General features: G+C 52.5%; 25 protein-coding genes. 13 read left to right on the top strand and 12 right to left on the bottom strand.

Annotation, left to right across the window (positions count from 1 at the left end; all coding sequences use genetic code 11):
- Window positions 1–651: 651 nt before the first annotated feature.
- Window positions 652–2,895, top strand: a complete 2,244-nt coding sequence (locus tag ACFX4O_RS08410) for a type VI secretion system Vgr family protein (RefSeq protein ID WP_380208019.1) — start codon at window positions 652–654, stop codon at window positions 2,893–2,895.
- A gap of 10 nt (window positions 2,896–2,905) precedes the next feature.
- Window positions 2,906–3,268 (top strand): DUF3592 domain-containing protein, encoded by a 363-nt coding sequence (locus tag ACFX4O_RS08405; RefSeq protein WP_016495541.1) that lies wholly within the window; start codon window positions 2,906–2,908, stop codon window positions 3,266–3,268.
- A gap of 279 nt (window positions 3,269–3,547) precedes the next feature.
- Here ACFX4O_RS08405 and ACFX4O_RS08400 read toward each other — a convergent pair whose 3' ends face one another.
- On the bottom strand, window positions 3,548–3,988 hold the full coding sequence (locus ACFX4O_RS08400) for a hypothetical protein (RefSeq protein WP_380208018.1): 441 nt from the start codon (window positions 3,986–3,988) through the stop codon (window positions 3,548–3,550).
- Between the two features lie 324 nt (window positions 3,989–4,312).
- Window positions 4,313–4,858 (bottom strand): hypothetical protein, encoded by a 546-nt coding sequence (locus ACFX4O_RS08395; RefSeq protein ID WP_380208017.1) that lies wholly within the window; start codon window positions 4,856–4,858, stop codon window positions 4,313–4,315.
- A 266-nt stretch (window positions 4,859–5,124) separates the two neighbouring features.
- On the opposite strand from ACFX4O_RS08395, the gene ACFX4O_RS08390 reads away from it, so the two are divergent.
- A complete protein-coding gene (locus tag ACFX4O_RS08390) occupies window positions 5,125–6,285 on the top strand; it encodes an IS30 family transposase (protein WP_380208016.1) in 1,161 nt (386 codons plus the stop codon).
- A 250-nt stretch (window positions 6,286–6,535) separates the two neighbouring features.
- On the opposite strand, the gene ACFX4O_RS08385 is transcribed toward ACFX4O_RS08390, so the two are convergent.
- The 3 genes from ACFX4O_RS08385 to pth form a co-directional block, all read right to left on the bottom strand.
- The gene (locus tag ACFX4O_RS08385) at window positions 6,536–7,729 is read right to left on the bottom strand and encodes a tyrosine-type recombinase/integrase (protein WP_380208015.1); all 1,194 of its coding nucleotides are present in this window, start codon (window positions 7,727–7,729) and stop codon (window positions 6,536–6,538) included.
- Window positions 7,730–7,944: 215 nt separating this feature from the next.
- Window positions 7,945–9,036: a redox-regulated ATPase YchF gene (ychF, locus tag ACFX4O_RS08380; RefSeq protein ID WP_131409290.1), complete on the bottom strand. Its 1,092-nt coding sequence runs from the start codon at window positions 9,034–9,036 to the stop codon at window positions 7,945–7,947.
- Window positions 9,037–9,162: 126 nt separating this feature from the next.
- The gene (gene pth / locus ACFX4O_RS08375) at window positions 9,163–9,747 is read right to left on the bottom strand and encodes an aminoacyl-tRNA hydrolase (protein ID WP_086868600.1); all 585 of its coding nucleotides are present in this window, start codon (window positions 9,745–9,747) and stop codon (window positions 9,163–9,165) included.
- A gap of 271 nt (window positions 9,748–10,018) precedes the next feature.
- Between pth and ychH the strand changes: the two genes are divergently transcribed.
- On the top strand, window positions 10,019–10,294 hold the full coding sequence (gene ychH / locus ACFX4O_RS08370; protein WP_131409293.1) for a stress-induced protein YchH: 276 nt from the start codon (window positions 10,019–10,021) through the stop codon (window positions 10,292–10,294).
- 112 nt (window positions 10,295–10,406) lie between these two features.
- Window positions 10,407–11,441, top strand: coding sequence for a MerR family transcriptional regulator (locus ACFX4O_RS08365; protein WP_380208014.1), 1,035 nt, complete (start codon window positions 10,407–10,409; stop codon window positions 11,439–11,441).
- On the opposite strand, the gene dauA is transcribed toward ACFX4O_RS08365, so the two are convergent.
- The 4 genes from dauA to lolB form a co-directional block, all read right to left on the bottom strand.
- Entirely contained in the window at window positions 11,442–13,121 is a 1,680-nt protein-coding gene (gene dauA / locus ACFX4O_RS08360) for a C4-dicarboxylic acid transporter DauA (RefSeq protein ID WP_131409298.1), read from the bottom strand.
- Between the two features lie 108 nt (window positions 13,122–13,229).
- On the bottom strand, window positions 13,230–14,177 hold the full coding sequence (gene prs, locus ACFX4O_RS08355) for a ribose-phosphate diphosphokinase (RefSeq protein WP_017457137.1): 948 nt from the start codon (window positions 14,175–14,177) through the stop codon (window positions 13,230–13,232).
- Between the two features lie 125 nt (window positions 14,178–14,302).
- A complete protein-coding gene (ispE, locus tag ACFX4O_RS08350; protein ID WP_131409300.1) occupies window positions 14,303–15,169 on the bottom strand; it encodes a 4-(cytidine 5'-diphospho)-2-C-methyl-D-erythritol kinase in 867 nt (288 codons plus the stop codon).
- On the bottom strand, window positions 15,166–15,786 hold the full coding sequence (lolB, locus tag ACFX4O_RS08345; protein ID WP_380208013.1) for a lipoprotein insertase outer membrane protein LolB: 621 nt from the start codon (window positions 15,784–15,786) through the stop codon (window positions 15,166–15,168). The genes ispE and lolB overlap by 4 nt, the downstream gene beginning before the upstream one ends.
- A 198-nt stretch (window positions 15,787–15,984) precedes the next feature.
- On the opposite strand from lolB, the gene hemA reads away from it, so the two are divergent.
- Genes hemA through kdsA form a run of 6 tightly spaced genes read left to right on the top strand, consistent with a single transcriptional unit; the run spans window position 15,985 to window position 21,302 of the window.
- Entirely contained in the window at window positions 15,985–17,241 is a 1,257-nt protein-coding gene (gene hemA, locus ACFX4O_RS08340) for a glutamyl-tRNA reductase (RefSeq protein ID WP_131409305.1), read from the top strand.
- Window positions 17,242–17,280: 39 nt separating this feature from the next.
- Window positions 17,281–18,363: a peptide chain release factor 1 gene (gene prfA / locus ACFX4O_RS08335; RefSeq protein ID WP_131409308.1), complete on the top strand. Its 1,083-nt coding sequence runs from the start codon at window positions 17,281–17,283 to the stop codon at window positions 18,361–18,363.
- Complete coding sequence (prmC, locus tag ACFX4O_RS08330; protein ID WP_380208012.1) at window positions 18,363–19,202, top strand: peptide chain release factor N(5)-glutamine methyltransferase; 840 nt, start codon at window positions 18,363–18,365, stop codon at window positions 19,200–19,202. The genes prfA and prmC overlap by 1 nt, the downstream gene beginning before the upstream one ends.
- Before the next feature lie 6 nt (window positions 19,203–19,208).
- Window positions 19,209–19,601, top strand: a complete 393-nt coding sequence (gene sirB2, locus ACFX4O_RS08325; RefSeq protein ID WP_380208011.1) for an invasion regulator SirB2 — start codon at window positions 19,209–19,211, stop codon at window positions 19,599–19,601.
- Between the two features lie 3 nt (window positions 19,602–19,604).
- On the top strand, window positions 19,605–20,414 hold the full coding sequence (gene sirB1 / locus ACFX4O_RS08320; RefSeq protein WP_131409316.1) for an invasion regulator SirB1: 810 nt from the start codon (window positions 19,605–19,607) through the stop codon (window positions 20,412–20,414).
- 36 nt (window positions 20,415–20,450) lie between these two features.
- Window positions 20,451–21,302 (top strand): 3-deoxy-8-phosphooctulonate synthase, encoded by an 852-nt coding sequence (gene kdsA, locus ACFX4O_RS08315; RefSeq protein ID WP_131409319.1) that lies wholly within the window; start codon window positions 20,451–20,453, stop codon window positions 21,300–21,302.
- Window positions 21,303–21,346: 44 nt separating this feature from the next.
- Here the strand turns inward: kdsA and chaA are convergent, their stop codons facing one another.
- Window positions 21,347–22,441, bottom strand: a complete 1,095-nt coding sequence (gene chaA / locus ACFX4O_RS08310) for a sodium-potassium/proton antiporter ChaA (protein WP_131409321.1) — start codon at window positions 22,439–22,441, stop codon at window positions 21,347–21,349.
- Window positions 22,442–22,716: 275 nt separating this feature from the next.
- Here chaA and chaB point away from each other — a divergent pair, with 275 nt between their 5' ends.
- Window positions 22,717–22,947: a putative cation transport regulator ChaB gene (gene chaB, locus ACFX4O_RS08305; RefSeq protein ID WP_131409323.1), complete on the top strand. Its 231-nt coding sequence runs from the start codon at window positions 22,717–22,719 to the stop codon at window positions 22,945–22,947.
- 171 nt (window positions 22,948–23,118) lie between these two features.
- Window positions 23,119–23,817, top strand: a complete 699-nt coding sequence (locus ACFX4O_RS08300; RefSeq protein WP_131409325.1) for a gamma-glutamylcyclotransferase — start codon at window positions 23,119–23,121, stop codon at window positions 23,815–23,817.
- A 9-nt stretch (window positions 23,818–23,826) separates the two neighbouring features.
- Here ACFX4O_RS08300 and ACFX4O_RS08295 read toward each other — a convergent pair whose 3' ends face one another.
- The gene (locus ACFX4O_RS08295) at window positions 23,827–24,072 is read right to left on the bottom strand and encodes a DUF1883 domain-containing protein (RefSeq protein WP_131409328.1); all 246 of its coding nucleotides are present in this window, start codon (window positions 24,070–24,072) and stop codon (window positions 23,827–23,829) included.
- Window positions 24,073–24,287: 215 nt separating this feature from the next.
- Window positions 24,288–26,072: a methyl-accepting chemotaxis protein gene (locus ACFX4O_RS08290; RefSeq protein ID WP_380208010.1), complete on the bottom strand. Its 1,785-nt coding sequence runs from the start codon at window positions 26,070–26,072 to the stop codon at window positions 24,288–24,290.
- Window positions 26,073–26,118 lie beyond the last annotated feature (46 nt).

The following is a 26,118-nucleotide window of genomic DNA, read 5'->3' as shown; positions in this document are numbered from 1 at the left end:
GGCGGCGTCAGTCCGGAGGCCTTCGAACAGGCCCAATCGTGAGGACAGAATTTGTCTACGGGCATGGGGTCAGTCCAACGTCCCCCTTCGATTAAGGATAGCGTTGCGTCGACCCGTTGAACTCACAACGATTAGCGGACGTCAAAATCTTGGCGATTCAAGTTGTTTCGGGAAGTTAGCGGTTATGTTTTATCCTGAGCACGAACTTGCGCATGGGCTTCGCAATGACTTTCCGTTTATCTTGATTTGATTTTATAAATCTGAACTTCACTGAGACATTGCATCAAACAGGAATAACTAACTGCGATGTCTACCCCTACCGTTCGTGTAGCACTGTACCCTGTTCAGCCTGATTTCCGACGGAATGTGCCTGCGATACCTTCAGGGTCACGCTTCTTTAAACCCGGGAGTGCGAATTTCTATCCGGTGTTAAGAATTGTCTGTAAATAAGCCGTGACGGTGCAGGAAAATGCAGAAAGCTGTTTTCCAGTCAATTCACAATTGTAAGATAGCCATCTTGCTTTTGCGTTTCACAATATTAGCCAGAACTCGAATACCACGGCGGTGTCTGGTTCGGCATATTGACACTCACTCTGACGATGGACAGTTCAGCCATATGGCAGACGGTAAATCGTTCCACGGAGAAGATAAATGTTTAACCGCATTACGGTAACCCCTCCCGCTGGCGCTGAATCGCTATTGTTCTGGAAACTGAATGGTATGGAAGTGATGTCCCGTTCATTTACACTGAATGTGACCATGCTGAGCCAGGATGACCGTATTGATCGCAAAGCATTACTGGGAAAAACCCTGACTGTCACTGTACCGACACAAAATGTGCAACCGCGTTATTTCAACGGCAAAATAACAGAAGTAAACCTTCAGAATACTGAGCTGAACGGCGTTCGTTACGCGGTCTATCTTCTCAAAATTGAATCCGACTTATGGCCACTGCTGCGCGACCGGAATCAGCGAATTTTTCAGAGCCAGCGTGTACCCGATATTATCAAGACCATTCTGGCTGAATATGGCGTCAGAACGGAAGATAAACTTACCGGTGAATACCGTATCTGGGAATACTGTGTTCAGTATCAGGAAAGCAGCTACAACTTTATTTCCCGCCTGATGGAGCTGGAAGGGATATATTTCTTTTTCCGGCATGAGGCGGACTCTCATACGCTTGTGCTGATGGATTCGGCCGAGAATCATCATCCGGTAAGTGGCTATGAGGTCATCCCATATCACTCCAGCCTTTCGGGAGGAACAACCAGCGAAGAAGGTATAGGGCAGTGGGCTATCAGTGAGCGGGTAACCCCGGGTCTCTACAGTATTGATGACTACGATTTCCGTAAGCCCAATGCCTGGATGTTCCAGGCTCGTCAGAACCCATCGTCCCCATTACCGGGACAGATCGATTATTACGAATGGCCGGGTCGCTTTGTTGATCACCAGCACGGTGAATTTTATGCTCGTATCCGGCAGGAAGAATGGCAGGCCGAGCAGCAACGCATCGATGCCTCCGGCACTGCGCTGGGAATAACACCGGGGTATACATTTACTCTTGATAACCCGTCAGATACAGACAATAGCGGTGAGTATCTTGTCGTCAGTGCAGGCTACACCCTGGAAGAGAACAGTTACGCCAGTGGCAGCATGACCGACAGTGTTCATCAAATTAATTGTGTGGTCATTCCAGCAAAGACTACCTTTCGTTCCGCACAACGGACAGAATGGCCACGTACGCACGGGCCGCAAACAGCGCGTGTAGTCGGTCCACAGGGCGAATCTATATGGACTGATCGATATGGCAGGGTAAAAGTAAAATTCCACTGGGACCGACAAGCTAAAGGTGATGACACCAGTTCATGCTGGGTGAGGGTTTCAAGTGCATGGGCTGGTCAGGGTTTTGGCGGCATGCAGATCCCTCGAGTGGGTGACGAAGTGGTTATCGATTTTATCAACGGGGATCCTGACCGACCAATTATTACTGGCCGTGTCTACAATGAAGCGAGTATGCCACCGTGGGAGCTGCCTGCCGCCGCCACGGTGATGGGCTTTATGACCCGGAGTAAAGACGGTCACAAGGATAATGCCAGCTACCTTTTTTTTGAGGACAGTCCCGGACGTGAGCTTATCGATCTGCACTCAGAAAAAGATATGGCTGTATCCGTTGAAAACGATCAGAGCGTCAGTATTGATGGCAATCGCATAACTACCATTAAAAAAGAACAGACTGATGACGTAACCGGTGATGCGAGCTTCCATTACCATCAGAAACGAACAACAAACGTTGATAATGGCGAGCACACCACCATACAGAATGGGCGAACGTTAAAGATCCTTGATGGCGGGGATTCGGTTGAGGTGACCAGTTATCGCGATACAACTATCAATGGCAGAGAGTCCCATCACGTAACGGGGAAACTGACGGAAGCCTATGATCAGGGACAGGAAACGACCATCGGCGCGGGTGGCCGAACCGAAACGATACAGGACGGGGTGGTGATTAACGTTAACAGCGGCAACTGGACGCATAATGTCAACGACGGCACGATTACGATATTCAGTCCGCAGGATATTACTCTGCGCAGCACCACGAAAATCAACCTCGACGCGCCCAACATTAAAAGTAAGGCAAAGGCACATAATGAAAGCTTTACCGGCAACTCTTTCAGCATGACTGGTCTGTCAGAAAGTTTCACCGGTGCTTCTTTTGGCTTTACAACAACAGCCATCAGCACCTCAGTGATGAGTATCTCAGCAGGGGCGTTTTCGATCAAAAACAAACCATTCGAGCTTAAACGTCACGACAATAAAATTCAGTTTGTAAGCGGGGCGGAGACAACTTTATCCGGGCTCCGGACTTTTTTTGGCACGTTAACCACATTTATTTAAGAAGATGAAAATGGCAAATTTCGCGATGTGGGGCCTGATTGTTGCCATCGCTGTAATTACGGTGGTGGTCATTATCGGTATTCGCAATTCCATCGTCTCAGCGCGCATCAACGAGGCGATAAAGAAGGAGGGAACTGAAACCTCCGCACTGATCGTTGACGCGGCTCAGCACCAAAATCAGAACGCCGAAGGCCGGCTATCCCTGAATCTTACAGTCGAATTCACCGCCGGAACGGAAAAGGTTGTGACCAAAAAAGATGTGGTGATCAAAATATTCGATGCCGATGAATTTAAACCCGGGCAGCGAGTAACAATCCGCTATAAAAATGATGCACCGTCACAAATTGTGGTGCTGGGTAATGCTGGTAATTAAGGGGCTGGCCTGGCTGTTCACATCCATCGGTCCCGGACATCTGTGCCGCGCTTTCGGTAGCCTTCGCGAATTTTACTTAACCGAAAGAACAATGCCTGGTCCCCATTAAAGGGGCCGCTTGCAAAATGCCCTTGATACGATGACATGCTTTCCATAAACCAACATAACACGATGCTGGCAATGGCCGTTCCTGGCACTGAGTAGACAGGGCAACTTCAGAAGTATGATGTCCGCTGTGAGCGAAAAGCGGAAGTTGCAGAACCATGATATATATGTCGGCTACATTTCTGACAGAACCGAAAAGACTGCATTCAAAATCTGGCCATCATCAATAGCTGAGGCTGCTTCATAAATTGCTTCGGTTGCAGACTCAATTGAATCATCTCTCCCGCCAATAGCGAGAGCTGATACTGCGCGTGCCTGGCTAAACAAATGCAAAGCTTGAGGATTTAATTCCATCTCTTCGTTCTGGCCATTATGCAGGTTAAAATATTCTTCATCTAACTGTGCGGCCAGCCCATCCAGTTTAGAAACCTGCTCGATCGATAGCTTATATCCTGATAGTAGTTGCCTGAGTGATTCGTCCACTACAGGCAAGTTTACCGGACAGAGTTGAACAGCGAGTTCGCATGCCACTCTGACTGCACTTCTTCGTTTTTCTTCACTCACCACCTTCATTTTTTCTGCCAAGTGTTTATCTAACATTTCTAAATGCATCATCCTTTCCCTTTGGTATCGGTTTTCATACATATTGCCCAGATAAGTGACCAGCTCACCATAAATTAATATATCGCGATGTAAGCAACTTCCGCTCCTGGCACTGAGCGGACCAGCCCGAAGATCTATGTCCGCAGTGAGCGAGGAACGGACATTGCTAACAGCATTCTGTGCGAATCAACAGGGAGCGGGTCAGCATTTCCAGAGTTTACCTCTGTGGAAGGCAAAAAAATGGAGTATGCCGATCCAGAACTGGCGGCTGGAAATGCGTCGTTTCATTATCGAGTTCGGTGACCGCCTGAGCGCTCACCTTTAACTAGTGGGCAGTTACACTGAATTACTGACAGACTCCTGCCAAAATGTCAGACAAACCCCATATTCATCCAGAAGGTCGTCAGCAATTTCAAACTGAAACACCTTATCCGGGAAAGCCTCTGCTAACGCGCGCTTCCAATATCTAGTTATCTGCTCGGCAAATAAATGACAAAGACGATAATCCTCTTTTGACAGACCTACTTTAAATACGGGCCGGTCCGGTGCATCTTCCCACTTTGAAAAAAACTGATTTATTGAAAAAATATTTCTGTATCGTTCAACATCTCTGCGCGATGTACTTTGTACTAATACACTAGATTTACTCTCTACTAGCCCAAGCAAATGAAACCTTTTCGGGTCGTATTGCTGAGCGTTAGGTAGCCAGAAAATATGCCCCTGGATCTCAATAAAATCAGGAGAGAGCAAACCCAGCACAGAAATTGCTTGCTCTAGTGAAACCAAGTGTCCTACATATGAAAAAAATTCTCCGGCGCCAATATCTGAAACAAACAGGCTTAATGACTCTTTAGAAATATTACCCTGATAAACTTTCATCATTTCAATCCTAAACTATCAAGAACCGACTGAGGAACATTTCCCTCAAAAGCTTTTGTATCACTTCCCTTCTTGGGGAAATATGTTCCATTCGAAGCTTGGTTCCACTCGACCACCTTAATCCGAGAGTTAGACACATCATATAGTGCGCGCCCCTCAGGTGACCTGCTCCCCATAAATTAACATATCTCAACGTATCAACGTCTGCTTTTGGCTGTGAGTTCAACGGGGCGATGCAACGCTATCCTTAATCGAAGGGGGACGTTGCCATGAAACGAAGAACTCGCATCTACTACACACCAGAACAAAAAGCGATTATCTGGGACAGATATAAGCAAGGTGATTCCCTGCATGATATCGCCAGAATGTTCGACAGATTTCACTCTTCTATTATGCCCACAATCCACCAGACAGGTGGCTACCGTCTTCCTGTGCGAAAGCGGCACCGGTTAGCGCTTTCGCTAGGTGAAAGAGAAGAGATATCCAGAGGACTGGTAGCAAAACGCAGCATCAGGGACATTGCTGCCAAATTATCAAGAGCTCCCTCAACGATTAGCCGCGAGATCAAGAGGCACGGAGGTGCAAAACAATATCGTGCAGCAAAAGCCGATACTGCTGCGTGGGAAAATGCTCTGAGACCAAAACCCTGCAAGCTAATTGAAAGTCCCGCATTGTGTAAAATCATTGCAGAGAAGATGTATCAGGACTGGTCGCCGGAACAGATCGCCGGTTGGCTGAAACGCTGTTATCCGGATAGTCAGGAAATGCATGTGTCACACGAAACGATATATAAAACGCTTTTTATACAAACCCGGGGGGCATTAAAAAAAGAACTGCAGCAATGCCTCAGAAGCGGAAGAGTCGTGCGTAGATCCAGAACATCATCGCTTAAAGGGAAAGGATTAGGGTCAATCCCGGATACGATCTCTATCAGCGAAAGGCCACCTGAAGCAACTGACAGAGCCATACCAGGTCACTGGGAAGGTGACCTGATCCAGGGCTCTAAAAACTCCTATATCGTCACCCTCGTAGAACGTCATTCCCGTTTTGTTATGCTGGCCAAAGTCAGGGACAACAAGACCATAACGGTTATATCTGCACTCATCAGACAAGCCCGGGAATTACCTGCTGAGCTTTATAAAACATTAACATGGGACCGGGGTGCTGAAATGACCAGCCATACCCGGTTTACCGTAGCCACAGATATTCAGGTTTACTTCTGCGATCCTCAATCCCCCTGGCAACGCGGCTCAAATGAAAATACAAACAGATTACTCAGACAGTATTTTCCAAAAGGAACTGACTTATCAGTTCACAGCCAGCAAAGACTAAACAGTGTTGCCAGGCAGCTCAACGAGAGGCCAAGAAAAACGCTAGACTATGAATCACCCGCAGAGCGTTTTAACCAATGTGTTGCATCCATCAGTTGAACTCACAGCACTCAGCAGACGTTAGTTGAATTTACATGCCGCACACAGAACGTTTTTTGGAAGGATATGAAGTGGGAAGGGGCCAGCAGGGCTTTTAAATATATGACTATACGTGATGAGCAAAAAACCTCGAAAACTATGGGTACTTAGTATTCACTGCTTACATATACTGTAGGTAGAATTATAGGTTTGAATTAAATATCAATAAATATCTATGTTAATCAATAATAAAACACTAATGCATCAGCGTTTATGAAACATCAACACTGATGTCAGTGCTGCTTACCCATCCATCAAGCTTATCAGCCCATTCCTGCATCATCACTTTACGCTCATCAAAATACGTCGCATGGTTGTACGTGCGGCGAACGTTGTTGGTATCAGCGTGCGCAAGCTGAGCTTCGATAGCATCAGGTCGATAGCCCATCTCGTTTAACCGTGTGCTGCCTGTGGTTCGGGTTGCATGTGGGCTGTAAGTTCCACTCCAGCCGAGGCTTTTAAGTAGCTGACGCAGCGAGTGTGATGTCATCGGGCCACGCGGGTCATCACGGCCAGGAAAGAGGTGGTGTCGATGCCCGGTTAATCCCTGTAGCGTTCTGAGCATGTTGACGGACTGGGAGGGGAGGGGAATAACATGTTCCCTGCGAGCCTTCATGCGCGTCGCCGGAATGGTCCATAGTGCATTATCGAGATCGAATTCTGTCCATTCAGCTTCGGTGACTTCGGCTGGCCGCGCCAGCGTCCACCACATTAGCCACATGCAATAGTTAACCTGATATGAGCCGCGACTGTTATCAAAACAGCTTAATAGCTTCCCTATTTGCTGTGGGTTCAATGCTTGTTTGTGCTGTGTCTTATTCGCCGGAAGTGCCTTGCGTACAGGCCAGACAGGATCGCTGTCAGCTCTAAGCGTTGCCACTGCCAACTCGAAAACCGATGAAATGGTACGTCGGGCTTCAGCAGCAACAGTCGGAGCGCCGCGTTTAGCGGTTTCCTGAAGAATTTTAAGAATGTGGTGTGGGGTGATCTCTCTGACAGGGAGCTTACCGATTGCGGGGAAAACCACACGTTCAAGCATATCCAGTCGGCGTGTTTTGGTAATTTCGGCCCAGTCTTTCATCTGCAACCACTCTTTGGCGATCAGCTCAAAGGTGTTAGAAGCGTCATTGACCTTGCGGATCTTATCTAACTGACGAGCCTGTGTCGGGCTAACTCCATCTGCGACTTGCTTACGCGCTTGCTCGCATTTCTCGCGAGCTTCGGCGAGCTTTATCGCTGGATACTCACCCAACGCAAACATGCTTGATTTTCCGTTGAGTTTAAACCGATAGCGCCATGCCTTTTTGCCATTGGGTTTCACTTCGAGGTAGAGACCATTAAAGTCATTGAGTCGATAGAGTTTTTCTTTTGGCTTGGCAGTGCGGCATTGCGTATCAGTGAGCATAGCGGGTCCTTGACTATTTCTTATACCGTTATTGTACTCACCTAAAATGATAATGGAAACGGATTATACTCACCTATGTACTCATTTTAGACTGCGCTTCCATGAGATTACATGAGACAATGTGGAATAAAAAAATCCACGCAAACGCGTGGATTTTAGAGGGTTTTCTGAGATTTATGAGATGTTATGACACCTCATGAGACACCAAAACTAATTTAGACGTTGAACAGGAAGTTCATCACATCGCCATCTTTCACGATGTACTCTTTGCCTTCTGCACGCATCTTGCCGGCTTCTTTCGCGCCTTGCTCGCCTTTGTAAGCGATGAAATCTTCATACGCGATGGTCTGCGCGCGAATAAAGCCTTTTTCGAAATCGGTGTGGATTTTACCCGCTGCCTGCGGCGCGGTTGCGCCAACCGGGATGGTCCAGGCACGCACTTCTTTCACTCCGGCGGTGAAATAAGTTTGCAGGTTCAGCAGGGAGTAACCGGCGCGGATCACGCGGTTCAGCCCTGGCTCTTGCAGACCCAGTTCGGCCATAAACTCGTCACGCTCTTCATCGTCAAGCTCGGCAATATCAGATTCAACCGCAGCACAAACCGGTACCACCACGGAACCTTCTTGCTCAGCGATAGCGCGAACCTGGTCGAGGTACGGGTTATTTTCGAAGCCGTCTTCGTTCACGTTAGCGATGTACATGGTCGGTTTCAGGGTCAGGAAGCTCAGGTAACGGATCGCTTCTTTCTCTTCTTTGCTCAGATCCAGAGCGCGCAGCATACCGGCGTTTTCCAGTTGCGGCAGGCATTTCTCCAGCGCAGCCAGCTCAACTTTCGCGTCTTTGTCGCCGCCTTTCGCTTTTTTGGACACGCGGTGAATCGCGCGTTCGCAGGTATCCAGGTCAGAAAGCGCCAGTTCGGTGTTGATAACGTCGATATCTTCCGCCGGGTTCACTTTGCCCGCAACGTGGATGATATTGTCGTTCTCAAAGCAGCGCACAACGTGGCCGATCGCTTCCGTTTCGCGGATGTTGGTCAAAAACTGGTTGCCCAGACCTTCACCTTTGGACGCGCCTTTTACCAGGCCGGCGATGTCGACGAACTCCATGGTGGTCGGCAGAATGCGCTGCGGTTTCACGATTTCCGCAAGTTTATCCAGACGCGGATCGGGCATCGGTACGACACCGGTGTTCGGCTCAATAGTACAGAACGGGAAGTTCGCCGCTTCAATACCTGCTTTGGTGAGCGCATTGAACAGGGTGGATTTACCTACGTTGGGCAGGCCAACGATACCGCATTTGAATCCCATGATGTAATTACCTTAATATCTTGATAATCAACCTGTTGCGAAAAACAGATTGTAGAAAAGTGAATAACTTTGCCTATTATACACGTAACCGTTGTTACGCGCGGTAAAAATGCCGCCGCAACCCGCTTACTGCGCCTTAAAGGCGTGCAGGCGATTGGTGGCTTTGGTTAAACCTTCTTTCAGCCAAATCTCGGTACAACGCGCCGCTTCGTCTACCGCTTCGTCAATCAACTTTTGCTCGGAAACAGGTGGCTTGCCCAGTACAAAACCGACAACTTTGTTTTTATCACCCGGATGGCCAATTCCTACGCGTAAACGGTGAAAATTGGGGTTATTGCCCAGTTTACTGATGATGTCTTTCAGACCATTGTGGCCGCCGTGGCCGCCACCCAGCTTAAATTTCGCCACACCCGGCGGCAAATCAAGCTCATCGTGAGCGACAAGGATTTCGTCCGGGTTGATGCGGTAAAACGTTGCCATCGCCGCGACCGCTTTACCGCTCAGGTTCATAAACGTCGTGGGAACCAACAGGCGCACGTCTTCGCCGGCCAGATTGATGCGCGAGGTATAGCCGAAAAACTTCGGCTCATCGCGCAGCGGCGCGCGGGCGCGATCCGCCAGCAAGTCCACATACCAGGCGCCTGCGTTATGGCGCGTCGCGGCATATTCAGCGCCGGGGTTCGCCAGCCCGACAATCAGTTTAATCGTCACTTTTTATTCCTGACCAGGTCAATGTCCGGCGCGTAGTTTACGTTGTGCGGGGCGTGAAGACAAAATTCTCACAACGAAACGCGAGAAACGATAATGATTGCTCACATCAACCATTCGAATTTCAAGTAGTTCAGTGGGTTATTTGTAAATTTGTGTTAGTCAGAGATGTGTAATTGTGATCGTGCCCGCAACCGCTAAAAAGGTGGCTGTCTATACTTTATGCACAAGGATTGGGGTTATCCCATCCAACCCGTCGTTCCGGAGGTGACAGATGAAACGCAAAAACGCTTCGTTGCTCGGTAATGTGCTCATGGGGTTGGGGTTGGTCGTGATGGTTGTCGGCGTTGGTTATTCCATTTTAAACCAGTTGCCGCAACTTAACCTGCCGCAGTTTTTTGCCCATGGCGCTGTGCTGAGTATCTTCCTCGGAGCCGTTCTCTGGCTCGCAGGTGCCCGCGTGAGCGGTCATGAACAGGTGTGCGATAAATACTGGTGGGTGCGCCACTACGACAAGCGCTGCCGCCGGGACCGGCAACATCATGGATAAAAAATACGTTTCGATAACGGTTCCTGCGGGAGCCGTTTTTTTTGGCTTTTTTCTTGACCCTCACGTAACGTGAGGCTCGATAGTCCAGTCTGTGGGTGAGAAAGGAGCAGCTATGTTGATTCAGGTGGGAGAATTATCGCGACGTGCGGGGATCAGTGTGCGTACGTTGCACCACTATGAGCAAATTGGTCTGCTTTTGCCTTCCGCCCGAAGCGCCGCCGGATACCGGCTTTATGCGCTCGCCGATGTCAAACGCCTGCATATGATCCAGGCGCTGGCGAAAGCGGGCATGGAACTGGCGGCAATCGGGGATTATCTGGCGCGGGAAACGCGTCCGCTGGCGGAATTACTGGATGACCAAATCGCTCTGCTCGACAAGCAAATGCGCAATATTGTCACTCTGCGCGAACAGCTTGCGGCGTTGCGTGATGGTCTCGTCAGTGGCGTGGAGCCTGATCTGGAGTCCTGGCTACAGACCCTGGAGTTAATGAAAATGTACGATCGTTGGTTTAGCCCGCAAGAGTTACAAGAATTACCGTTTGCCTCGCGCGATGAGGCTCGCGAACAGTTCTGGGCGCAAATGGTGAGCGAAGTACAAACCCTTTTAGCGCAGAAGTGCCTGGTGGATGATCCCCGCGCGATGGATCTGGCAACCCGCTGGATGACGCGGCTGGAGCAGGATACCGCCAATAAACCGGAGTTTCTGACCCGCTTAAATGAGATGCACCGCGTGGAACCCCAAATGCGTGAGCAAACGGGCATTACGCAGGAAGCGGTCGATTTTATTACCCGCAGTTTTGCGGAAAGTAAGCTCGCTATCTGGCAGCGTTATTTGTCGCCGCAAGAGATGGCGTTTACCCGTGCGCACTACTTTGAGCGCATGATGGAGTGGCCACCGTTGGTGGCAAAACTGCATATCGCTCAACGTCAGTCGCTGGATCCCGAGTCTGACGAGGCTCAGGGGCTGGCCGCTAACTGGCTTGAACTGTTTCAGTCTTATGCCGGAACCGATCCACAGACGCAGCAAAAATTCCGCAGTGCGATGCAGCAGGAGCCGCATCTGATGAAGGGAACCTGGATGACGCCCGAGGTGCTGCAATGGCTACAACGGGCGATCGAGGTGATGATGCGCCGCCGCGCATCATAATTAGAGGTCGGCTAAGGCCGCGTCGCGGTTAGGGAAGAATGACAGGCGGCCAGGGATTGGCTGTATCCCGGCGCGTGCCAGCGTGCGCAGCGGCTGGAATTCAAGGTTGCTGACGCGCAGCTCAGTACCTTCTGGCAGACGGCTGACAAAGCGACGGAAAGCATCCAGCCCACCTGCGTCCAGCACTGGCACCGCATCCCATTTCAGCACCACAATGCGCTTCCCGGCGATACGGGTTTCCAGGTCGCTAAACACACTTTCTGCGGCAGCAAAGAACAGCGGGCCAATAACACGCAGCACCAGTACATCATCCGGCACGCTGACGTTCACTACGGCCAGGCGCGTCATCCGCGCGATACGGCGCATAAACAGCAGTGACGCGAGCACAATCCCTACGCTGATGGCGATCACCATATCGAACAGCACGGTCAGTGACATACAAATCAGCATCACCACGATGTCATCCACCGGGGCGCGGCGCAGCAGGTCAATCACTTTGTGCGCTTCACTCATGTTCCACGCCACCATCAATAGTAGCGCCGCCATGGCAGACAGCGGCAGCCACGAGAGCAGGGGAGCCAGCGCCAGCAGTGCCATGATCACTAAGAGGGAGTGGATCACTGCCGAAATGGGTGACGTCGCACCAGCGCGGACGTTGGCCGCTGAACGCGCAATCGCTGCGGTTGCGGTGATCCCACCGAAGAACGGTGCGGCGATATTGCCCAGCCCCTGGCCAATCAGCTCGCTGTTGGCTTTATGTTTGGTACCGGTCATACCGTCCAGCACGACAGCGCACAGCAGCGATTCGATGGCACCGAGCATGGCCATGGAGAAGGCTGCAGGCAGCAATGCGCGCAGCGAATCCCAGCTCAGGGTAAATTCAGAACCGGGTAGATCCCACGGCAGCACCAGTTGTGGCAGAAGCTGCGGGATACCGTTACCCTGGGAACCATCCGCCAGTACATAATGAAATTGTGAACCGATGGTCGCGACGTGACCGCCGAGCAGATTAACCACCAGCATCACCGCGCAGCCCGCCAGCAGTGCGGGCAGATGTCCCGGCACTCGTAAACGCAGGCGCGGCCACAGAACCAGTGTGGCGAGGGTGACAATACCAATCGCCGCATCACCGGGGTTGAGCGTGGGCAGCGCCATCACCAGCGCGCCGACTTTTTGCAAATAGTGTTCCGGCACATGCGGCATTTGCAGGCCAAGAAAATCTTTTATCTGCATGGTGGCGATGGTAATGCCGATCCCGGAGGTGAAACCAAGCGTCACCGAAAGCGGAATGTATTCAATCAGCCGACCAAACCGCGCCAGCCCGAAGAGAATCAAAAACACGCCTGACATCAGCGTCGCCACCAGCAGGCCCGACAGACCAAACTGCTGCGAAACTGGATACAGGATCACCACGAAGGCTGCCGTCGGGCCAGAAACGCTGTAGCGCGAACCACCGCTCAGGGCGATAACAATCCCGGCAACCGCCGACGTATAAAGCCCGTACTGCGGAGCCACACCGCTGCCGATCGCCAGCGCCATCGCCAAAGGGATAGCGATGATACCTACCGTTATGCCGGCAATCAGATCCCGGGTGAAACGGGCGGTGGTATATTTTTCTTTCCAGCACGCGTCGATCAGCGCGCGAAAAGGCATGACATGAGGTGAGAACAATCTGTTCACAATGGTCTGGCGTCCCCTGGAAATCATTCGATAACTAATTAATAAATCATACAAATAATATTTAAAGCTAAAAAAACCCGCCTGAGCGGGTTTTTTATACAGCAACGATTAATGCTCGAACATGGCAGAAATCGATTCTTCGTTGCTGATACGACGGATAGCTTCAGCCAGCATGCCAGACAGCGTCAGCGTACGTACGTTCGGTAGCGCTTTGATCTCATCGCTCAGCGGAATGGTGTCGCAGACAACCACTTCGTCGATCACAGAGTTGCGCAGGTTATTTACCGCATTACCGGAGAAAATCGGGTGAGTCGCATAGGCGAACACGCGTTTCGCACCACGTTCTTTCAGCGCTTCCGCTGCTTTACACAGCGTACCGCCGGTATCGATCATGTCGTCAACCAGAACGCAGTCGCGGTTTGCCACGTCACCGATGATGTGCATCACCTGGGAGACGTTTGCGCGCGGACGGCGTTTATCAATGATCGCCATATCGGTGTCGTTCAGCAGCTTGGCAATGGCGCGAGCGCGAACGACGCCGCCGATATCCGGAGAAACCACAATCGGGTTGTCCAGATTCAGTTGCAGCATATCTTCGAGCAGGATCGGGCTGCCGAATACGTTATCTACCGGTACATCGAAGAAGCCCTGAATCTGTTCAGCATGCAGGTCAACGGTCAGTACGCGGTCAACGCCGACGCTTGAGAGGAAATCGGCAACCACTTTTGCGGTAATCGGTACACGGGCAGAGCGCACGCGGCGATCCTGACGGGCATAGCCAAAGTAAGGAATGACCGCGGTGATACGGCCTGCGGAAGCACGGCGCAGGGCATCAACCATCACAACCAATTCCATCAGGTTGTCGTTGGTAGGGGCACAAGTGGACTGGATGATGAAAATATCACCACCGCGTACATTTTCATTGATTTGTACGCTGACTTCGCCGTCGCTAAAGCGACCTACGGCGGCGTCGCCGAGAGAAGTGTACAGGCGGTTGGCAATACGTTGTGCTAGTTCCGGGGTAGCGTTACCAGCAAAAAGCTTCATATCAGGCACGAGAAGAACCTCAGGCATGCGTCCAGTGGTGGATAGAATCGGCCAAAATGTGCGCTCAGGGCTGAATTCTATCCATGCGGTGTATTAAAGAGCGCGATGCAACGTCTGGAACAGGTGTGACGTTGTCACCGGAGCTCAGCTTGCCCGGCCATGGTTTGCGCTAGCGGCGAGAGGTTGACGCCTCGCGCGACAAAACCGTGTAGCCATTCCGGGGCTTGCTCAAGCACCTGACGAGCGGCGGATTCGGTGTCAAATTCGGAAAAGACACAGGCTCCTGTGCCAGTCAGGCGCGACGGCGCGTATTCTAACAGCCAGGAAAGCGCGGCATCAACCTCGCGAAAACGTTTTCTTGCGATAACCTCGCAATCGTTGCCGAATTCACATTTTAATAACGTATCAATTGACCTTTGCGGCGTATTTCTCGGCAGTTCCGGATCCTTGAAAATCACGGGTGTAGGAATACTGACGCCAGGGTGCGCCACCAGATACCATTTTTCCGGCGGATTGACCGGCGTGAGGATTTCGCCAACCCCTTCGGCGAAAGCGGCGTGACCGCGCACAAACACCGGCACATCGGCACCCAGTTGCAGGCCGAGTTCGGCTAACTCATCGACGCTCAGATTACAGCCCCACAGATGGTTGAGGGCGACCAGCACGGTTGCTGCATTTGACGAACCGCCGCCGAGGCCGCCGCCCATTGGCAGGCGTTTGTCGATAGCGATCTCTGCGCCGCTACCCGCAGGCAGACGATCGCTTTCTGCCGCACGCTGCATGAGCAGACGTGCAGCGCGTACAATCAGGTTCTCTTCGTCTGGTACGCCTTCAACCGGTGTCAGTAGGCGGATTTCGCCATCGCTGCGTGGTTCGATGGTTAGCGTGTCGCCATAATCAAGAAACTGAAACAGGGTTTGCAACGTGTGGTAGCCATCGGCGCGCTGGCCGGTAATGTATAAAAACAGGTTGAGTTTCGCCGGAGCGGGCCACGTCGTCATTTGGCAATCCAGTTATCCATTTTCAGCTTGATGCGCTGTTTGCCGTCGCTCAACTCCATATTGGCCGGCAGGGAAGGCTGGCTGTTGTCATATCCGCCATATACCACTTTCCAGTTTTTGCCGCCCTGATTGTAATTAAGCTCGCTCAAACGGTATTGCGCATCGAGCTTATAATCGGTGGCATCGCCTGGCAGGCCTAAGATCCATTGGCGCAGGCTGTTAAGCGGAATCGGCATGCCGGTCAGTTTGCCAATCATCTCTTCGGCATCATCAGCGGTGTAGCGTTTGCCTTTGTTGTCCACCAGTTGCACGTTACCCGGCTGGGCGTTCAGCTCCAGTTCGGTGCTGCCCAACGGGTTGGTCAGCAACAGACGATAGCGATCCTGCCCGGTTTGCTGCCAGAAGAAGCGGGCATACACTTTTTGTTCGTCAGAGATATAAGCGAATGCGCCGCGGGTTTGATACTGGTTTAAGCTGCGCACCTGTTGCTGGTGTTCGCGCCACTGCGGCGAGTCCGGACTTTGTCCCGGCCCTTTTGGCACATTGAGCGTACAAGCGGTTAACACGAGGCTTGCCAGCGGCAGCAGGCGGATAAAGCGAAAGTCTGGCAGAGTCATAACGAGGGGAAATCCTTGCGAGGTTGCTGTATTACGCTTAATGCTAGCGCCGCTCTGAAACAGCGTCTACGTTCAAGTTGTCTTAAATCATTAAATTACCAATTACTCCGAAAGGGTAGTGTCTCTTTTATTGACCTCACTCATCCTGTATGATGCGTACAGTCTAACCTTATCAACGTTGGTACTATTCCCGCGCTCATGACCCTTTTAGCACTTGGCATCAATCACAAAACGGCTCCCGTTTCGTTGCGAGAACGCATTGCTTTTTCGCCGGAAACGCTTGACCAGGCGCTGGAAAGCCTGCTGTCGCAGCCGATGGTGCAAGGCGGTGTGGTGCTGTCAACCTGTAACCGTACCGAGCTCTATCTGAGCGTCGAAGAGCGGGATAACCTGCAAGAAGCGCTGGTGCGCTGGCTGTGTGATTATCACCATTTGCGTGAAGAAGAAGTGCGCCAGAGTCTCTACTGGCATCAGGATAACGACGCCGTCAGCCATTTAATGCGCGTGGCGAGCGGGCTGGATTCACTGGTACTGGGTGAACCGCAAATCTTAGGCCAGGTGAAAAAGGCCTTTGCTGATTCCCAGCGTGGGCATGACAACGCCAGCGATCTGGAGCGTATGTTCCAGAAATCATTCTCCGTCGCCAAGCGTGTGCGCACGGAAACCGATATTGGCGCCAGTGCGGTATCGGTCGCTTTCGCCGCCTGTACACTGGCGCGGCAAATATTCGAATCCCTTGCGTCGGTTACCGTGCTGCTAGTGGGCGCGGGTGAAACCATTGAGCTGGTTGCGCGCCACCTGCGTGAGCATAAAGTGCAGAAAATGATCATCGCCAACCGTACGCGTGAACGTGCGCAGGTGCTGGCGGATGAAGTCGGTGCGGAAGTCATTTCTTTAAGCGACATTGATGAACGTCTGAAAGATGCTGATATCGTGATCAGTTCCACCGCCAGCCCGCTACCAATTATTGGTAAAGGAATGATGGAACGCGCGATGAAAGCGCGGCGTAACCAGCCCGTTTTGCTGGTGGATATTGCCGTGCCGCGCGATGTCGAGCCGGAAGTGGGCAAAGTGGCGAACGCCTATCTCTATAGCGTCGACGATCTGCAAAGTATTATTCAGCACAACCTGGCGCAGCGTAAAGCCGCGGCGGTGCAGGCGGAAACCATCGTCGCCCAGGAAACCAGTGAATTTATGGCCTGGCTGCGTGCGCAAAGCGCCAGCGAGACCATTCGCGAATACCGCAGCCAGTCTGAAACTGCGCGCGACGAGCTGACTGCCAAAGCGCTTGCTGCGCTGGAGCAGGGTGGCAATCCGCAAGCTATCATGCAAGACCTGGCGTGGAAACTGACCAACCGCCTTATCCACGCCCCAACCAAATCTCTTCAGCAGGCCGCCCGTGACGGGGACGATGAGCGTCTGCATATTCTGCGCAACAGCCTCGGGCTGGATTAGCACAACACTCTCTTATTATTAAAAGGTGCATTAACGCCTATGAAGCCTTCTATCGTTGCCAAACTGGAAGCCCTGCATGAGCGCCATGAAGAAGTTCAGGCGCTGCTCGGTGACGCTCAAACCATCGCCGACCAGGACAAATTCCGTGCGCTGTCGCGCGAATACGCGCAACTGAGCGACGTGTCGCGCTGTTTCACTGACTGGCAACAGGTTCAGGAAGATATTGAAACCGCGCAGATGATGCTCGACGATCCGGAAATGCGCGACATGGCGCAGGATGAACTGCGCGACGCGAAAGAAAAATGTGAACACCTTGAACAGCAATTGCAACTGTTGCTGCTGCCAAAAGATCCCGATGATGAACGTAATGCGTTTGTCGAAGTTCGCGCCGGAACCGGCGGCGATGAAGCCGCCCTGTTTGCTGGCGATCTGTTCCGTATGTACAGCCGTTATGCCGAATCCCGCCGCTGGCGCGTTGAGATCATGAGCGCCAACGACGGTGAGCACGGCGGCTTTAAAGAAGTGATCGCCAAAATCAGCGGCGAAGGTGTTTACGGGCGTCTGAAATTTGAATCCGGCGGCCATCGCGTCCAGCGCGTTCCGGCAACGGAATCGCAGGGGCGTATTCACACGTCTGCCTGTACCGTGGCCGTGATGCCGGAGCTGCCGGAAGCCGAAATGCCGGATATCAACCCGGCCGATCTGCGTATTGATACCTTCCGCTCTTCCGGTGCGGGCGGTCAGCACGTTAACACCACCGATTCCGCCATCCGTATTACCCACCTTCCGACCGGGATTGTGGTCGAGTGCCAGGATGAACGTTCACAGCATAAAAACAAAGCAAAAGCCTTGTCAGTGCTCGGTGCGCGCATTCGCGCCGCTGAAACGGCAAAACGCCAGCAGGCAGAAGCGTCGACCCGTCGTAACCTGCTCGGCAGCGGCGATCGCAGCGATCGTAACCGCACCTATAACTTCCCGCAGGGTCGTGTGACCGATCACCGTATCAACGTCACGCTTTACCGCCTCGACGAAGTGATGGAAGGCAAGCTGGATATGCTGATCGAACCGATTGTGCAGGAATACCAGGCCGACCAGTTGGCGGCGCTCTCCGAGCAGGAATAATGGATTATCAACAGTGGTTGCGCCAGGCGATAAGCGAGCTTGCTGCGAGCGAAAGCCCGCGCCGCGATGCGGAGATCCTGTTGGGTTTCGTCACAGGCAAATCGCGCACGTTTATCCTCGCTTTTGGTGAAACGTTACTGGAAGCCGAGCAGCAGCAACAGCTGGCGACGTTACTGGCTCGTCGTGTAAATGGCGAACCGGTGGCGCACTTGATTGGCGTGCGTGAGTTTTGGTCATTGCCGCTGTTTGTCTCTCCGGCAACGCTTATCCCGCGCCCGGACACCGAATGTCTGGTGGAACAGGCGCTGGCGCGTCTTCCTTCCTTACCGTGTCGCATTCTTGATTTAGGCACCGGCACTGGCGCAATCGCGCTGGCGCTGGCGAGCGAACGTCCGGATTGCACCGTCACTGCTGTCGACCTGGTTCCGGATGCGGTTGCGCTGGCACAACGCAACGCCGCACATCTGAATATCACCAATATTGAGATCCTGCAAAGTCGCTGGTTCAGTGCGCTTGAAGGGCAGCAATTCGCGATGATTGTCAGCAACCCGCCTTACATCGATGAGCACGATCCTCATCTTGCGCAGGGCGATGTGCGTTTTGAACCGCTCAGTGCGCTGGTGGCGGCTGATAACGGGCTGGCAGATTTATGCACCATTATTGATGATGCCAGGCAATATGTGTTGCCTGGGGGCTGGCTGCTGCTTGAACACGGTTGGCAACAGGGTGCAGATGTTCGCGCTGCCTTCGAACATTACGGCTGGCAGCACGTCGCAACGTGTCGGGATTACGCGGATAACGAACGCCTGACGCTGGGGCTACGGCCCTTGCAGGAGTAACCGACAATGAATGCGTTTAAGTTGCTGATTACATTGCATTTGGCGTCTGTTGCGCTCACCATTAGCCTGTTTGTTTTACGTTACTGGTGGCGCTGGTCAGGCAATCCGCGTATTAACGCACGCTGGGTGCGGATTGTGCCGCACACGGTTGATACCGTGCTGCTGCTGAGCGGCGCAGGGTTGATGTGGGTAACGGGCTATTTGCCATTTACGGTTAAAGGCGCATGGCTGACTGAAAAGCTGTTTGGCGTTATCATCTACATCGTTTTGGGTTTTATTGCGCTGGGGCGACATCGCCCGCGCAGCCAGCAAACGGGTTTTATCGCTTTTTTGCTGGGGCTGGTGGTGCTGTACATCATCATTAAACTCGCCGCCACAAAAGTACCGATACTGGGGTAAGACATGAGATCGTTAGCTGATTTCGAATTTAACAAAGCGCCGTTATGCGACGGGATGATCCTTGTTTCCGAACTGATTCGCGATGACTTTCCTTCGCAATATGTGCAAGACGAACTGGAGCGGTTGCTCAGTCTGGCACGTGAAGAGATTGGTCAGGCAAAGCCTCAGGACTGGCAACTGGAAAAACTCGTCGAGCTGTTTTACGGCGAATGGGGTTTTAAAGATACCCGCGGCGTATACCGTTTATCTGACGCGCTGTGGCTGGATAAAGTGCTGCAAAACCGTCAGGGCAGCGCGGTATCGCTGGGCGCGATTTTACTGTGGGTTGCCGGTCAACTGGGGATTCCTCTGACGCCGGTGATTTTCCCGACCCAGCTTATCCTGCGCGCCGAATGGCTGGATGGCGAAATGTGGCTGATTAACCCCTTTAACGGCGACACGCTGGATGAACACACGCTGGAAGTGTGGCTGAAAGGTAATATCAGCCCGGTTGCCGAGCTGTTTAATGAAGATCTCGATGAAGCCGACAACGCCGAAGTGATCCGCAAATTACTGGATACGCTGAAGTCGGCGCTGATGGAAGAACAGCAGATGGAGCTGGCATTGCGCGCGAGCGAAGCGCTGTTGCAGTTTAATCCCGAAGATCCGTATGAGATCCGCGATCGCGGTCTGATTTACGCGCAGCTGGATTGTGACCATGTGGCGCTGAATGATTTGAACTACTTTGTAGAGCAGTGTCCTGAGGATCCGATAAGCGAAATGATCCGCGCGCAAATCAATTCAATTGCGCATAAACAGATTACCCTGCATTAAAAATTTGTTCCGATTCACACTCGATAAGGCGATTTTATGAAACAAAAAGTGGTCAGCATTGGCGACATTAACGTCGCGAACGACCTGCCGTTTGTCCTGTTTGGTGGTATGAACGTGCTGGAATCCCGCGATTTGGCAATGCGCATTTGCGAACACTACGTTACCGTGACCCAGAAACTTGGCATCCCGTACGTGTTCAAAGCCTCTTTTGATAAAGCCAACCGTTCTTCCATCAAGTCCTACCGTGGGCCGGGTCTGGAAGAGGGGATGAAAATCTTCCAGGAACTGAAACAGACCTTTGGCGTGAAAGTGATCACCGACGTGCACGAAGCGTCACAGGCGCAGCCGGTGGCTGATGTGGTGGATGTGATCCAGCTTCCTGCGTTCCTCGCGCGTCAGACCGATCTGGTTGAAGCGATGGCGAAAACGGGCGCGGTCATCAACGTGAAAAAACCGCAGTTTGTCAGCCCCGGACAGATGGGCAATATCGTGGATAAATTCCACGAAGGCGGTAACGACAAAGTGATTCTTTGCGATCGCGGCGCGAACTTCGGTTATGACAACCTGGTTGTCGACATGCTGGGCTTCGGCGTGATGAAGAAAGTCTCCAATAACTCGCCGGTGATTTTCGATGTCACCCACGCGTTGCAGTGCCGCGACCCGTTCGGCGCTGCGTCTGGTGGCCGTCGGGCTCAGGTTGCCGAACTGGCGCGTGCCGGGATGGCTACAGGCCTGGCAGGGCTGTTTATTGAAGCGCACCCGGATCCAGATAACGCCAAATGTGACGGCCCGTCCGCGCTGCCGCTGGATAAACTGGAGCCGTTCTTAAAACAGATCAAAGCGATTGACGATCTGGTAAAAAGCTTCGGCGAACTCGATACCGAGTAAGCATAAAAAAACCCCGCAATAGCGGGGTTTTTTGTCTCTGCCATTCAGGCAAATATCGTCATCAGATACGCAGCGAACAGCGCCAGGTGCGCCGTACCATTGAGCACATTGGTACGCCCGGTGGAGAACGAGAGTTGGCACAGCAGCAGCGAGGTCACCATGACAATCATTTCCGGCGCGCCAAGGCCGAACACCAGGCCGTTGCCGGTTAGCCAGGCAATCAGCGTCACGATAGGTACGGTGAGGGAAATCGTCGCCAGTACTGAACCAAAAAACAAGTTCATTGCACGCTGTACCTGATTATTCAGCACCGCTTTTAACGCACCTAATCCTTCGGGCGAGAGGATCAGCAACGCCACCAGGAAACCGGTAAATGCCACTGGTGCATTCATTTCTGTCAGCAACGCTTCCAGCGGTGTCGCATTCATTTTTGTCACGGCGATCACCGCAACCAGATGGATAATCAGCCACAGCGTGTGCCACAAATTACCGTGGGCAGACGGTTTGCCGTGGTGTGGATCGTCGCCTTCGTCTTCGTGCTCATAGACGAACAAGCTCTGGTGCGTTTTGGTCTGGATAAGCAGAAACACGCCGTACATCGCAGCCGAGATCAACGCCACCAGCAGCGACTGGCCAACAGTGAAATTGGCTTGCGGTAGCGCCATCGGGAAAACCAACACGATAATCGCCAGCGGAAACAGGGCAATCAGATACTGTTTAATACCAAACAGGTTCATATACTGCGTGGCAAACTTGCGCCCGCCCAGCAGTAGCGAAAAGCCTACCAGACCACCGGTGACAATCATGATGATGGAATAGAGCGTGTCACGCATTAGCGTCGGTGCGGCGTCGCCCGTCGCCATCAATGCGGAAATCAGACTGACTTCAAGAATAACCACCGACAGGCTGAGGATCAGTGAACCATAGGGTTCGCCTAGCCGATGGGCAAGCACATCTGCGTGGCGCACCACGCTAAACGCGCTGGATAAGATACCAACCAGTGCTAATAAATTAATGCCGATAACCGCTGGTAGTGACTGCGAACCTCCCCAGAAAAGCAGCACGGCCAGCGCCAGCACCGGGAAAATAAGGGATGTCTCCTTGTGGCGGGTTTTCACCGCCTCGTGCGTTGTTGTCATTATGATGCTCCATCACAGTGCAGGTGTTTGCGAATTATAGATAGAAAAAGAACGGGTCATAAAATAGCAAAAATCGCAGTTTTCATGGGGTTTTTTACGTAGTTTTACCCTCCGCGCTTCGTTTTGTTGCCAACAAAACAAAATGCGCATTCTTGATTAATTTGTATTTATCTTACAGTGAGATAGGTGTTGCTGTCTGGCATTTTACTCTCTCTACTGGCGTACCCGGTGTTTGTCGTCCAGGCTTACTTCTTTAAGCCAAAAGGAGCGTGAAAATGCCGTATAAAGCGAAATCTGATCTGCCGGATAGTGTGCAACATGTGCTGCCTGCACATGCGCAGGAAATTTATAAAGAGGCGTTTAACAGCGCCTGGGAGCAATATAAGGATAAAGAGGATCGCCGTGATGACGCCAGCCGAGAGGAGACGGCGCACCGTGTTGCCTGGGCGGCGGTTAAAAATGAATATCAGAAAGGCGATGATGATAAATGGCATAAAAAGAAATAACACGATGAAATAATTACCTTTCGCCATTTATAGCTCTATTCGATGGATTGACGCTATTGCCAGCGGCCTGTGAATTGCATAAGGTCGTAGTAAGCTGCGCTTAAAGCAGCATATGCCGGGAAGGCAGCAGTAAAGCAGTCGCACGGAAGCAGGCAGTGGCGGAGGTAGAAGATGTTAACGCGTGATTTTTTGCGAACAGCAGATTGCAAAACGGCATTCGGCGATATTGACGAGTCGTTACTTTGGTCGGCGGAACAGCGAGCGGCATCGCTTGCGGCGACGCTGGCGTGTCGCCCGGACGATGGCCCGGTGTGGATTTTTGGTTATGGCTCGCTGATGTGGAACCCGGCGCTGGAGTTTGACGAATCCTGCACGGGGACGCTGACGGGCTGGCATCGCGCATTTTGCCTGCGTTTAACCGCTGGTCGCGGTACGGCCTGCCAGCCTGGGCGCATGCTGGCGCTGAAAGAGGGTGGGCGCACTACGGGTGTGGCGTACCGTTTATCCGACGACACCTTGTATGATGAGCTGACGCTGCTGTGGAAACGCGAAATGATCACCGGCTGTTACATGCCAAGCTGGTGCAAACTGGCGCTTGATGATGGCCGCACGGTGAATGCGCTGGTGTTTATTATGGATCCGCGTCATCCACTGTATGAATCCGATACGCGTGCACAGACCATTGCCCCACTGATTGCCGCCGCCAGCGGCCCGCTTGGCACGAATGCGCAGTATCTTTTCTCACTGGAACAGGAGCTGATAAAGCTCGGAATGCAGGATGATTGCCTGAACGATCTGGTGGGGAAAGTGCGTACGCTGCTGGGGGGAGAAAAACCAGGCCCTGAGATGCAACCTGGTTTTGCCTGCTAAGCGCGGCCGTTAAGCGGCAACGTAGCTGATCGAGTGCTCCAGCGACTGGCTGTGGCTATCAATCAGCACACTCCAGACGCCGCTGTACGGCACAGCCAGATAGGCGCTTGCGCGGTTCTGGACACTCAGAATATCCGTTTGAGCGTCCGGCGTTCGGCTCTTTTCGCTCATCAAATGAATGTGACAACTTTCAGAACAGCGAACAACCACTGTATCCCCACCAAATAACTTCAGACTTGCTTTTACCACCGCCATTTTTAACCCCGTAGTTTTTTAACAACGCGATCCGTGCGGGAAGGATCCCCGTGCGTGACTTTGTTCACAATTCACTCAGTGCATAACACCAAACGGAAGGGGGGCGAATGCTGATTTTGATCAAATAATGACGTAACGATTAAACAAAAATTACATTATTCGGCAGGGAAAGAAGACGGCGCGCAAAACCGTGGTTAAAACGCGCCGGTATAAGATTAAATTCGGAAATGACCGGCGGTTTCAGCAAGCTCGGTCGCCTGCGAACGTAGCGCGCCAGCGGCGGCGGTCGATTCGACCACCAGTTCCGCGTTTTGCTGCACCATCCGGTCAAGATCGAGCACCGCATGGTTGATTTCCTGAATACCTTTCATCTGCTCGCTGGTGGCGACGGTAATTTCACGCATAATCACCGACACACTGTCGATGCTGGCGACAATATCCGTCATGCTGTCACCCGCCAGGCGGACAAAGCGTGAACCGGTTGCCACGCTTTCGGCGGTGGAGTCGATCAGCGTTTTGATCTCCTTCGCGGCTTGTGCGCTTCGGCTTGCCAGATTACGCACTTCACCGGCAACCACGGCAAAACCACGCCCCTGTTCACCTGCTCGGGCGGCTTCCACAGAGGCGTTGAGCGCCAGGATATTGGTCTGGAAAGCAATGCCGTCAATCACGCTGGTGATATCGCCAATTTTTGCCGAAGCTACCTCGATCGACTGCATAGTATTAATTGCCTGCGTCACCACCTGACCGCCGTGCGATGCTGCTTGCGAGGCAACATGCGCCTGAGTATTGGCCTGCGCTGCAGCGTCGGTGGATTGCGCTACCGACGCCGTGATTTGTTCAACCGCGCTGGCCGTCTCGCGCAGGCTGGACGCTGCTTGTTCTGTACGCCCGGAGAGATCCTGGTTTCCGGCGGCAATCTGTTGTGCGGCGACTTGTACCGAGTTACTGGAATCACGCAGTTTTACCATCACCACCGAAAGCTTGTCGCTGAAAGCGTTAAAGGCGTGGGCGATTTGCGAAACCTCGTCATGGCCATCAACCGGTAAACGCTGCGAGAGATCGTCTGTGCCGCTGCTGATGGCGTTCATGGCATCGCGCACCGTCAGCAGACGTTTAAGCAGGGTGGAAACAATCCAGTGCATCAATGCACCGGCAATGAGCACTAACACAATCAGCGACAGGGCAGAGGCTTTCAGTTGCGTGCGCAACCCGGCGCTAGAATCAGCGTTATCGAGCGCCACCGCCAGCAACCAGTTGGTGCCTTTGACCGGGCTTGCCAGCAGCGCTTTATCCTCGCCTGCATAGACACCCTCCACCCGTTTTCCTGCCCGCAGTTGTTCAAAGCTGACGCCGCTAATGGCCTCGGTGAAGGGTTTCATCGTGAGCTTGTCGTTGGCGGCGGCAATCACCGAACCGTCGCTGGCCAGCAACATACCGGTACTGTTCGGCGTTGGGCTGATGCCGCGCACGTTAGCCACCACACTATCCATCGAGACGTCGCCTGCAACTACGGCCTTTAACGTACCGTTCTCTTTGACCGGTACGGCAAACGTCACCACCAGCGCACCGGTGCTGGCGTCAACGTAGGGTGCGGTGACAACTGGCGCGTCGGCTTTTACCACTTGTTGATACCACGGGCGGATTGTCGGGTCGTAATCCGCCGGTACGCCACCCGGGTCGGAGAATTTTGCTGTTTTAGTCGCATAACCGACATAAACGTTGATAAATCCCCCGGCGCGAGCAATCTGTGCGAAAACCGGCACGGGATCGTCGGTTAACGCCACGCTCTGCAAGGAAGCAATCATGTTCATTTTGCTGGCGGCCCAGTCGGCAATCGCAATGCTGTGACTGGCGCTGGTGCTGGAGAGAATATCCTGCTGGGTTTGTTGGTTATGCTGGCGGGTTACCTGATAGTTAATAACGGTGTTAAGCAGCAAAGCGCTGGCGAGACATCCCGCTGTTGCTGCAATAATACGGGACTTAATCGATCTGAACATAGTTATAGTACCTGCTGTGTTGTCTTAAGTGGCTATCGGCAACGCA

The sequence above is a fragment of the Kosakonia sp. YIM B13571 genome, from assembly GCF_042788095.1.
In the GTDB taxonomy this organism is placed as follows: Bacteria; Pseudomonadota; Gammaproteobacteria; order Enterobacterales; family Enterobacteriaceae; genus Kosakonia; species Kosakonia quasisacchari.
Note: the sequence above shows the minus strand (reverse complement) of the source record. Positions and strands in the feature narration are given on the sequence as shown.

What these genes read in the sequence shown, in the direction of transcription:
- ACFX4O_RS08365 (WP_380208014.1), top strand. Translation starts at nt 10,407, where the DNA reads ATGTTGATTCAGGTGGGAGAATTATCGCGACGTGCGGGGATCAGTGTG.
- ACFX4O_RS08300 (WP_131409325.1), top strand. Translation starts at nt 23,119, where the DNA reads ATGTTAACGCGTGATTTTTTGCGAACAGCAGATTGCAAAACGGCATTC.
- ACFX4O_RS08410 (WP_380208019.1), top strand. Translation starts at nt 652, where the DNA reads ATGTTTAACCGCATTACGGTAACCCCTCCCGCTGGCGCTGAATCGCTA.
- sirB2 (WP_380208011.1), top strand. Translation starts at nt 19,209, where the DNA reads ATGAATGCGTTTAAGTTGCTGATTACATTGCATTTGGCGTCTGTTGCG.
- ACFX4O_RS08395 (WP_380208017.1), bottom strand. Translation starts at nt 4,858, where the DNA reads ATGATGAAAGTTTATCAGGGTAATATTTCTAAAGAGTCATTAAGCCTG.
- hemA (WP_131409305.1), top strand. Translation starts at nt 15,985, where the DNA reads ATGACCCTTTTAGCACTTGGCATCAATCACAAAACGGCTCCCGTTTCG.
- ispE (WP_131409300.1), bottom strand. Translation starts at nt 15,169, where the DNA reads ATGACGACGTGGCCCGCTCCGGCGAAACTCAACCTGTTTTTATACATT.
- ACFX4O_RS08405 (WP_016495541.1), top strand. Translation starts at nt 2,906, where the DNA reads ATGGCAAATTTCGCGATGTGGGGCCTGATTGTTGCCATCGCTGTAATT.
- ACFX4O_RS08400 (WP_380208018.1), bottom strand. Translation starts at nt 3,988, where the DNA reads ATGATGCATTTAGAAATGTTAGATAAACACTTGGCAGAAAAAATGAAG.
- ychF (WP_131409290.1), bottom strand. Translation starts at nt 9,036, where the DNA reads ATGGGATTCAAATGCGGTATCGTTGGCCTGCCCAACGTAGGTAAATCC.
- ACFX4O_RS08385 (WP_380208015.1), bottom strand. Translation starts at nt 7,729, where the DNA reads ATGCTCACTGATACGCAATGCCGCACTGCCAAGCCAAAAGAAAAACTC.
- prfA (WP_131409308.1), top strand. Translation starts at nt 17,281, where the DNA reads ATGAAGCCTTCTATCGTTGCCAAACTGGAAGCCCTGCATGAGCGCCAT.
- kdsA (WP_131409319.1), top strand. Translation starts at nt 20,451, where the DNA reads ATGAAACAAAAAGTGGTCAGCATTGGCGACATTAACGTCGCGAACGAC.
- lolB (WP_380208013.1), bottom strand. Translation starts at nt 15,786, where the DNA reads ATGACTCTGCCAGACTTTCGCTTTATCCGCCTGCTGCCGCTGGCAAGC.
- ACFX4O_RS08390 (WP_380208016.1), top strand. Translation starts at nt 5,125, where the DNA reads ATGAAACGAAGAACTCGCATCTACTACACACCAGAACAAAAAGCGATT.
- chaA (WP_131409321.1), bottom strand. Translation starts at nt 22,441, where the DNA reads ATGACAACAACGCACGAGGCGGTGAAAACCCGCCACAAGGAGACATCC.
- chaB (WP_131409323.1), top strand. Translation starts at nt 22,717, where the DNA reads ATGCCGTATAAAGCGAAATCTGATCTGCCGGATAGTGTGCAACATGTG.
- ACFX4O_RS08290 (WP_380208010.1), bottom strand. Translation starts at nt 26,072, where the DNA reads ATGTTCAGATCGATTAAGTCCCGTATTATTGCAGCAACAGCGGGATGT.
- sirB1 (WP_131409316.1), top strand. Translation starts at nt 19,605, where the DNA reads ATGAGATCGTTAGCTGATTTCGAATTTAACAAAGCGCCGTTATGCGAC.
- prmC (WP_380208012.1), top strand. Translation starts at nt 18,363, where the DNA reads ATGGATTATCAACAGTGGTTGCGCCAGGCGATAAGCGAGCTTGCTGCG.
- ACFX4O_RS08295 (WP_131409328.1), bottom strand. Translation starts at nt 24,072, where the DNA reads ATGGCGGTGGTAAAAGCAAGTCTGAAGTTATTTGGTGGGGATACAGTG.
- ychH (WP_131409293.1), top strand. Translation starts at nt 10,019, where the DNA reads ATGAAACGCAAAAACGCTTCGTTGCTCGGTAATGTGCTCATGGGGTTG.